The 9,254-nt window shown below is 60.2% G+C and carries 7 protein-coding genes and 2 pseudogenes; 4 read left to right on the plus strand and 5 right to left on the minus strand.

Annotation, left to right across the window (positions count from 1 at the left end; genetic code table 11):
- The 4 genes and pseudogenes from ACP5E6_RS14170 to ACP5E6_RS14185 all read right to left on the minus strand — a co-directional run.
- Positions 1–263: pseudogene (locus tag ACP5E6_RS14170) on the minus strand (hypothetical protein); the annotation flags it as partial.
- 59 nt (positions 264–322) lie between these two features.
- A complete protein-coding gene (locus ACP5E6_RS14175; RefSeq protein ID WP_427954981.1) occupies positions 323–979 on the minus strand; it encodes a LutC/YkgG family protein in 657 nt (218 codons plus the stop codon).
- A complete protein-coding gene (locus ACP5E6_RS14180; protein ID WP_427954982.1) occupies positions 976–2,400 on the minus strand; it encodes a lactate utilization protein B in 1,425 nt (474 codons plus the stop codon). The genes ACP5E6_RS14175 and ACP5E6_RS14180 overlap by 4 nt, the downstream gene beginning before the upstream one ends.
- A 1-nt stretch (position 2,401) precedes the next feature.
- A complete protein-coding gene (locus tag ACP5E6_RS14185; protein ID WP_427954988.1) occupies positions 2,402–3,199 on the minus strand; it encodes a (Fe-S)-binding protein in 798 nt (265 codons plus the stop codon).
- A gap of 436 nt (positions 3,200–3,635) precedes the next feature.
- Between ACP5E6_RS14185 and ACP5E6_RS14190 the strand changes: the two genes are divergently transcribed.
- Genes ACP5E6_RS14190 through glcF form a run of 4 tightly spaced genes read left to right on the plus strand, consistent with a single transcriptional unit; the run spans position 3,636 to position 8,819 of the window.
- Positions 3,636–4,943, plus strand: coding sequence for an MFS transporter (locus ACP5E6_RS14190; protein ID WP_427954983.1), 1,308 nt, complete (start codon positions 3,636–3,638; stop codon positions 4,941–4,943).
- Positions 4,944–4,975: 32 nt separating this feature from the next.
- Positions 4,976–6,436, plus strand: a complete 1,461-nt coding sequence (locus tag ACP5E6_RS14195; RefSeq protein ID WP_427954985.1) for an FAD-linked oxidase C-terminal domain-containing protein — start codon at positions 4,976–4,978, stop codon at positions 6,434–6,436.
- Between the two features lie 12 nt (positions 6,437–6,448).
- Positions 6,449–7,582 carry a glycolate oxidase subunit GlcE gene (gene glcE / locus ACP5E6_RS14200; RefSeq protein WP_427954986.1) on the plus strand — a complete coding sequence of 378 codons (1,134 nt, stop codon included), beginning with the start codon at positions 6,449–6,451 and terminating at the stop codon, positions 7,580–7,582.
- A gap of 10 nt (positions 7,583–7,592) precedes the next feature.
- Positions 7,593–8,819 (plus strand): glycolate oxidase subunit GlcF, encoded by a 1,227-nt coding sequence (gene glcF / locus ACP5E6_RS14205; RefSeq protein ID WP_427954987.1) that lies wholly within the window; start codon positions 7,593–7,595, stop codon positions 8,817–8,819.
- Positions 8,820–9,006: 187 nt separating this feature from the next.
- Here the strand turns inward: glcF and ACP5E6_RS14210 are convergent.
- Positions 9,007–9,254: pseudogene (locus tag ACP5E6_RS14210) on the minus strand (transposase); the annotation flags it as partial.

Consider the following 9,254-nt stretch of genomic DNA (forward strand, 5'->3'; position numbering starts at 1 on the left):
GACAATTGCTGCGGTAGCACCGTTTCGGCACCTCGAAACGCCAGGGGGTCGGCGCGCAGGCGTTGCGCAGTTCGCAGCTTGGCATCTTCCGCTTTACAACCCGATTTGAGGATCTTGTGAAAAACCTCGATCTTCCACCGAAGAGCGTACCACTGTAGTTTCTCGATCGCATCGCGCCGGGACCGCGCGGCCAGATTCGTAATCAACTTCCATTTGATTTTCTCGCGATTTTTCGGTGATCCTTTTTCTTCGGCATGGATCACCGTGAGGATCAGTTAGACCGGATGGTTACTTCAAATCGGTAAACCCTCGGGCTGACACCTCATGTCGCGCGGATGAGAGCAATGTGAAGGTAACCGGGGCCGTGGGCGCCATGCACATAAACACCTTCGATATCGGTGGTGCCGCTGGCACCGCTGATCAGGGTAATGGCGTGAGGGTTATCCAGGTTGGCGGCAATGGTGGCGGCGGTATCTTCGAGGTGGGCGCATAATGTTTGGGCATCGAGCACGACAATGTGGTGCAGTGGCAGAAAATTGAACAACATCGGTTCATGGTGGCCAGAGGACAGAACCAGGCTGCCGGTTTCAGCGATACCGGCGCGGGCGATACTGACGGCGATCAGGCTGTCTGGCTCGATAGAGGTCGTGGTGGGGATCTGCCAATCAAGCGCGAGGAGTTCGGGCCAGGGTTGCAGCACAATCACATCCTGGAGATCGTTGGCCGCGATGTAGCGGCGCACCACACCAGGCAGCTCGGACAAGCTGGCGATCGTCGTCACGCTAGTGACACGTCCGGAGGCGGTGGCGGCACGGATGAAGGCTGCGGTCAGATCGGAGGAATCGATTGGCGGGCGGATCTGGCCGAGGTTGGCGAGGAGGCCGGCGGCATCGGCATGGCGGGCGGCTTCGGTCTGAGCGTCCGTGCCAAGAGCGGCAAAAATACGATTGCGCGCGTTCAGGTTGATACGTTGACTCATTGCGTGCTGGTTCCGGCGCTGGGGTGGCGGGTTTTGTACTGTCGCATGAAACTTCGGCGTGCCGGCATCGGCAGGTCTCGGCTTGCCGTCCAACCGCCGGCAAGCGGCATCGCTGTGATCCACCCTTGTTTACCATATCGGCGGATTACCGGCAGCGCCAGGGTGATCAGCGCATGATACAGCCAAGGCCGGTTGGCGGCGAAGGCCCAGACACCAAGCCCCGCGCGCACCGCCTGCGGTTCGAGACCCTCACGCCAACTGCGGTTGCGCCAGAGCCGCAGTAGACTCGGCAGCGGGATTCGAACAGGGCAGACTTCCTGGCATTTACCGTTAAGCGTGCACGCCTGCACCAAGTCGCGAGAAGCCGCAATTCCATCGAGTGCTGGCGTGATTACGGCACCCATGGGACCAGGATAGACGCCACCATAGGCATGGCCGCCAATGTGCTGATAGACTACACAGTGGTTCATGCAGGCACCGCAGCGGATGCAGCGGAGCATATCGACGAGACCGTCACTGCGCATGCGGGTTCGACCGTTATCGACCAATACAATATGCATGGTCTGTGGTCCGTCGGCATCGGGCGTGCGCCGACCGCCACGATAGAAACTTGTATATTGCGTGATTTCGGCCCCAGTAGCCGAGCGGACCAGCAGGCGCAGTAGTGCCATGGCGTGACCCATCGAAGGAACCAGCTTCTCGATTCCGGCAGTAACAATATGAACGCGCGCGGGGGTAATCGAGAGTTCCGCATTCCCCTCGTTGGTGACGGTGCAAATCGCGCCGCTATCGGCAACGAGGAAGTTCGCGCCGGAGATCGCGATGTCGGCGGAGAGAAATTTCTGGCGCAATTCGTGCCGGGCACTCTGCACTAATGTGATCACCTCGTCGTTAGCCTGGGCTTCATGGTGATAGCGACGGAACAAATCGGCGATCTCCGCGCGGGTGCGATGCAGCGCGGGCCAGACGATATGGGAGGGCGGGTCCCCGGCGAGTTGGATGATATGTTCGGCCAGATCGGTCTCGATCCGCTCAATACCGGCTGCGTCGAGCGCGTGGGGGATACCGATTTCTTCGCCGAGCATCGATTTCACCCGGGTGACGCGCTGCGCCCGTTCGGTACGGCAGATATCAAGCACGATTTGACATGCCTCATCGGCCGTTTGCGCATAATGCACGATCGCCCCAGCGTCCGTCGCGTTGCGTTCAAATTCGGCGAGATAGCCAGCGAGATTGGCCAGAACGTGGTCTCGAATCGCCACGCCTCGGTCACGCGCCGCTTCGAATTGTGTAAAATTGGCCACGGCGGCGCTACGTTTGCGTTCGGCATTGCCGGTTGTACGCACGATTGCTCCGTGCAGCCGTTCATCGGCTATGGCTTCGCGCGCATTGGCAACAAAGGCTCGGGGATCGTGGCGCATATCAGGCACTCCTGTCCGGCTCGCCAATCGCCGGACCATCAGACATGCCAGCGAGCACCTCGATGGCGTGAAAGGCGCGCTGGTTGCCGCCGAGCCGGTGCAGCCGACCGGCCATATTTATCAGGCAGCTGAGATCGCCGCCGAGGAGAAGGTCGGCCCCGGTGCGGCGGATCGCGGCAGCCTTGTCGGTGACGATAGCTTCGGAGATCACTGGGTATTTCACCGCGAAGGTCCCCCCGAAACCGCAGCAGACCTCGGCTCCCTCGAGTGGAACCAGGGTGAGATCGGCGACCTCTGCAAGCAAGCGGCGCGGTGCTGCATGAATGCCAAGTTCGCGCAAACCCGCGCAGCTGTCGTGATAAGTCGCGCAGGCGGAAAGCCGCAGGTTTTTCGGACGGAAGTCCATGACGTCGACCAAGAAACTCATGATCTCGTAAGTTTTCGTAGCCATCGAGCGAGCGCGCGCAGCGTAGGCAGCATCGCCTGCCAGTATGGCAGGGTAGTGGAGCTTGATCGTGCTACCACAGGAACCGGATGGAACCACGATATAGTCGAACCGCTCAAACGCATCGACCACGGCACGAGCGAGCCGCTCGGCGGCAAGTTGATCACCGGAGTTCTGCGCCGGCTGGCCACAGCAGGTCTGCTGCATGGGCACACTAACCCTACAGCCGGCCAGCTCAAGCAGGTGGATTGCGGCGAACCCAATCTGGGGACGCATTGCGTCGACCAGGCATGTGACCAGCAGACCTACATGCGGCTGTTGCCCGGTTGACTGCATTTGCTCCCCCCATTGCATTCGGTTCGATACGCGCTGAAGTCTTTGTAGCGGTTTGACACGACCGTTACCTTGATCGAGATCATACTGACATACGTGCTCTCCTCGCCTGATGATCTCCCCTAGCGGTTTGTTGAATAAGGATTTTAGGTGAGTTCGCCAACTTTTGCCGATCCTTATCCGCATGCGTGGAACCAGAGTGGCCTCCATCGGCCGAATTAGCCGATCAAATCCCCCATCGCGTACCGTCCGCTCTCGACGTCATTTCTTTGCCAGAAAATGAGGAGACCACACCTCAATCCGTGCCCGTTTTACAATGACCGTGTAACGACCTGATGTTATCTTGATTTGAATCAAGGCACGGCCCTCCGCTTCACCGTAAATACGCGGCTGGTTGCTGCTGCCTTGTGAACCGGCAGGGGTGGTCGAATAAAAAACAATCCAGGAGGAAGCGACAATGGCACCGATGCCGGCTTCGGACTATGATTCGTCTTATCGCTGGGTGATGGCACTCATCACCGCCGTGGTGATGACCACCAGTTTCATCTCGCTGACCGCGTTTGGCGTCGCCGCTCCGGCGATTGCCAAGACGATCGGGGTGCCACTGAATACCTTGACCACATATGGCGTCGACGCTTTCTCAATTGGTCTGTTCATCGCCTTCTTTCTCGGTCATGGCGGCATTTTTGATACGCGGATCAAATCCGGTATTTTTCTAGCTCAGGCTCTGCTGATCGTGCCGCAAGTGCTGATCCCTGTCCTGATGCCGCTCACCCATTCATTAGTGCTTTTCACCTTGTTGCGCTTTTCACAAGGCCTTGTCATCATGATGATAGCGCTGTTCTCGATCCAGTTGTCCGGTTGGTTTCGGCCCAGCCAGCGAGGGATTTCACTAGGGGCAATGCTTGGCGCGATCACCCTCGGCGGTGCGATCGGTGGATTGATTACGGGCGGACTGGCTGGGATCGGCTGGCGTGATTTATATTATGTGACCGCCCTCATCATGGCGGCGGGAGCCGCGGTCTATTTCATCTTCGCCCGCGATTCGGCTGAACTCGTTGCGAAACTGCGCGCCGCGCGGCAGGTGAAGCATCCCAGTGCCTGGTCCTCACCAATGACTTGGCTCATGGGTATCGTGCAGATCCCGTTGACCTGGACGTTGTTCAGCATCGGTGGCTTCATGCCGGCTTATGCATTCCACCTCGGTTATAAAGTCGACCAAGTTGGACACATCATGTTCATTTGGGGTGTCGTCGGCTTCTTTGCAGCTGTCCTCGGTTCCCTGTTCGGCGACCGTTTGGCCCGCGGCCAGACCACGAACCGGGGCGTCGTCAACGCAAGGCTCACAGTGATTGGCCTGACCAATCTGGTGATGGCCGTGGGCGCGCTGATGGTGCTTTATCTTGCACCGATCTCATACGGGATGTTTCTCATCTCGGCGATTGTGGTTGCGTTCATCATGGCCATCCCGCCGAACTACTGGGCCACTCCGGCCAGCGTATTTCCGCTCGCAACCGTGGGTGCCGGCGCTTTTGGCATGGGGGTAATTTCAAATTCGACCAGCGCGATCGGTCCGGTGGTGTCCTCGATTATGGTACCGACCTTTGGCTGGTCTGGTGTGTTCTGGATTATGGCCATCCTCTCGATCGCCGGCGTCGGGGTCAATCTGATCGCGATGCGCATACCGCTGCCCGCCGATGCGACCACGCCGCTTGAGGTCATCGTCACTCAACCGACTCACGCGAAAGCAGGATCAGCGTCGTGATGGTGTGCCATATCGCGACACCGGACCGGGAGGTGAGCGCACGTGTAGCCGCAGCCCTCGCGGCCCTAACCAAGGCGCTGACGCCAGCCCAAGTCCTGGTGAGTACGGAGGATGTTGCCCCGTTTCAGTGCGATGCACTATCGGTATTTCGGCAGAACCCGCTGGCGGTGGTGTTTCCCGAAACCGAGGGTGAAATTATCGCGGTTCTGAAGATCTGCAACGACTTCCGTATCCCGGTTGTGCCTCGTGGCGCGGGCACCGGCCTGTCGGGCGGTGCGCTCCCTCTGGCAAATGGGGTTTTGCTAATGCTGACGAAGTTCAATCGCATCATCGATATTGATCCGGTGGCGCGGATCGCGACAGTCGAGGCCGGCGTGCGCAATATTTCGATTACTGAGGCGGCCGAGTCCTACGGACTGATCTATGCGCCCGATCCAAGCAGCCAGCTGGCCAGCACGATCGGTGGCAATATTGCCGAAAATGCTGGTGGTGTTCATTGCCTGAAATATGGCCTGACCGTGCAAAGCGTGCTGCAGGCGCGTGGATATCTGATGGACGGCACACCGATCACGCTCGGCAGCGTCGCGGGCGACTCTCTCGGTCCTGATCTACTGGCCGCAGTGGTCGGTAGCGAGGGCATGTTGATGGTGCTGGTCGAAGCATGTGTGAAATTGATTCCACGCCCCTTTTTAGCACGCTGCATTATTGCCGGATTCGACGATGTCACCAAAGCCGCCAATGCGGTCGCTGCGGTGATCGGGGCCGGGCTGATCCCGGCCGGAATGGAAATGATGGATCAGGCGATGACAGCGGTCGCCGATGCCTTTGTTCACGCCGGCTACGACCTGAACGCTGCTGCCATCCTGCTCTGCGAAGCCGATGGCACGCCCGAGGAAGTTGAAGCCGACATCGCGCGTATGACCGACGTGCTCACCGACGGCGGGGCCACTTCAATCGCGGTGAGCCGCGATGAGGCCGAACGCCAGCGTTTCTGGAGTGGACGCAAGAACGTGTTCGGCGCGGTCGGTCGGATTAGCCCAGATTATTATGTGCTCGACGGTTCGATCCCGCGTCAGCGGATCGGCGATATTCTGCACCGGATCCGCGCTCTCGAAGGCGAATTCGGTCTGCGTTGCGTTAATGCATTTCATGCGGGCGACGGTAACTTGCACCCGACCATCCTGTTCGACGCCGCTAAACCCGGTGAAACCGCGCGTGCCGAGGCATTCGGCGAGGCCATCATGGCGGCTTGCGTGGCGGTGGGCGGTTCGATCACCGGTGAACATGGCGTGGGGGTGGAAAAGCTCGGCGCGATGTGCGGCCAGTTCACCGAGATCGAGCGTGAGCAGTTTTTTTCGTTGCGCCGCGCGTTCGACCCGCTGGAGCTACTCAATCCCGGTAAGCAGGTTCCGAGTCACGCGCATTGCGCCGAATTCGGCCGCATGCGCGTTCGGGGTGGTCAAATACCGTTTCCTGATCTGCCTCGATTTTAGAGCCCGAATCCCATGGCCAGCACCGCCGTCCTGACCGAAACCATCGAACCCGTCGCAAATGACGCTATCAGCGCTCTGTCAGAGCGGATACGCCGTGCGGTTCGCGATCGTGTGCCGCTCGCCCCCCGCGGCGGCGCCAGCAAGAGGTGGCACCCCTGTACCACCACGGCGGCACCGCTCGAAATCGGACCCTTGAGCGGAATCGTACTCTATGAGCCGACCGAGTTAGTCATAACGGCGCTCGCGGGAACGCAGCTCGCCCTGATCGAGGAGCGTCTCGCCTTGGAAGGGCAATATCTGCCATTCGATCCACCCCATTTCGGCGGTGCGACCCGCGCGACACCCTCCACCACCCTGGGCGGTATGGTCGCGGCGGGTTTTGCCGGTCCGGGTCGGCTAGGAGCCGGCGGCGTGCGCAACTACGTCCTCGGAACGAAGTTATTGAACGGTCGGGCGGAGGCACTCCGCTTTGGTGGTCGCGTCATCAAGAACGTGGCCGGCTTCGATGTCGCACGGCTGCTGGTGGGATCGATGGGCTCACTTGGCGCAATTACCGAGGTGTCGCTGAAAACACTGCCGCTACCTCGTGCCGAAGCCACGTTGGGCTTTTCACTCTCCGAGGCAGAGGCCGTTGTCGCGGTCAATAGGTGGTGTGGACAACCTCTGCCGATCGCAGCAAGTGCTTGGTGCGACGGGCAGTTGTGGTTGCGGTTACGCGGCTCGGAGGCCGGGGTCACCGCCGCCCACACTGGGTTGGGCGGCGATGTGCTCAGCGGTCCGGCTGCAGCGACTCTTTGGTCAGGTCTACGTGATCAGACCGATCCCTGGTTCGTCGACACCTGGTCCACCCCGGATGCGCCGGCCCGTACGCTGTGGCGACTGACCGTGCCCGCGACCACCCCTCCCCTCAGCCTGCCGGGCGACACACTGATCGAAGCCGGCGGCGCAACCCGGTGGCTCAAGACCACCCGAGCTCCCGAGGATATTCATCAGGAGATGTATCGTCTCGGCGGTGCCGCCTGCTGGTTTCGCGGCACACAACTGCCCACACCCTGGTTCACACCACCGAACGCTGCCGTCTTGCGCGTCCAGCGTGCGGTGAAGCAGGCATTCGACCCTGACGGCATCTTTCCCGTGATTTTCTGAAGGCCTCATCATGGACATCACACTCGCCAGCGCCTTCATCGGGACCTCCGACGGTGACACGGCAGAAGCCATCCTGCGCGCCTGTGTCCATTGCGGCTATTGTAACGCGACCTGCCCGACCTACCAACTTCTGAGCGATGAACGTGACGGTCCGCGCGGGCGCATCTATTTAATCAAGCAAGTTCTCGAGGGGGCCACGCCAACACGTGAGACCCAAGTCCATCTGGATCGCTGCCTGACCTGCCTAAGTTGTGAAACAACCTGTCCTTCCGGTGTGGGCTATGGTGCGCTGCTCGAAATTGGTCGCCGTGTGGTCGATACGGCGGTACCGCGCCCAACCGTCGAACGGGCAATGCGCTGGGGCCTGAGCCACGGCCTGACCTCGCCGGCTTTCGCTCCCGCCCTTCGCCTTGGTCAGATCATGCGTCCGCTCGCGCCAGCATCACTGCGCGCCCAGATTCCCTTGGCGCGACCGTCCGGCTTATGGCCGGAGCGAACGCATCCGCGCAAAGTCCTGCTGCTGACCGGCTGTGTGCAGCCGGCGCTGGCACCTAACATCAACAGCGCCACCGCTCGTGTCCTTGATGCACTGGGTGTCCAGAGCGTGGTTGTGACCGAAGCCGGGTGCTGTGGTGCGGTTCACGAGCACCTTGGCGACCATGCCACCGCTATCGACGATATCCGGCGTAACATCGACGCTTGGTGGCCACTCTTGGTCGAAAACACTGCCGAAGCCGTCATTGTCAACGCGTCCGGCTGCGGTGTTATGGTCAAGGACTATGGAGAGCACCTGAAGGATGATCCGGCCTATGCGGACAAGGCGCGGCTGGTCGCCGAAAGGGCCTGCGACCCCGTGACCTTCCTACAAGGTGAACTCGCAGGCCTGTCCGCCCGCGTCACTGCGCGGCGCTCGCAGCGCATTGCGTTCCATGCCCCCTGCACCCTTCAGCATGGGCTGCATCTGACCGGTCAGATTGAATGTCTGCTGCGTACCCTCGGCTTCACTGTGGATGTGCCGCGTGAAGCCAACCTGTGCTGTGGTTCGGCGGGTACCTACTCGGTCCTGCAACCAGCATTGTCCAATGCGCTACGCGAGCGCAAACTTAAACACCTGATCGCGAATCAGCCCGAACGGATACTGAGCGCTAATATTGGCTGCATCACGCATTTGCAGGCCATTAGCGACGTTCCGGTTTGTCACTGGCTGGAATTTCTCGACGAAGCCATCGCCACATGATCCTGGCTCACGGCTTTTCACTGATTCGATATATCGCGAAGCGAGAGCAAATGGTGGTGGTCGGCGAATGCCGCATGGCATCGCAGGGCATTTTCACGTTGATCGGATGAATTAACGAAACCCGATCGATCATTCCTCAAGGTTGGCCGTGTGTTCGGCTGTCAGTTTCCCTTAAAGAGGTCCTGCCTCACTTCGTGTGACAACCGGCGGGTTGGAGCGGAAGCATTCGGGCGCGCAGGAGAGCCACGCCGGAGCGGCCATACATGGCCCGCTTGAGTGTCTTCAGCCGACTGATCTGCCCCTCGGCTTGCCCATTGCTCCATCGCTCGGTTACGGCGTTACGGACAGCGTCGAGATCTCCCTATGCCGTGCGTGCGAAACGCTGGAGCGCATAGATTCCAGAATGGCAGGCTTCGTCGAGCCACGCATCGAGTT

The sequence above is a fragment of the Acidiphilium sp. genome, assembly GCF_049977125.1.
Lineage (GTDB): Bacteria > Pseudomonadota > Alphaproteobacteria > Acetobacterales > Acetobacteraceae > Acidiphilium.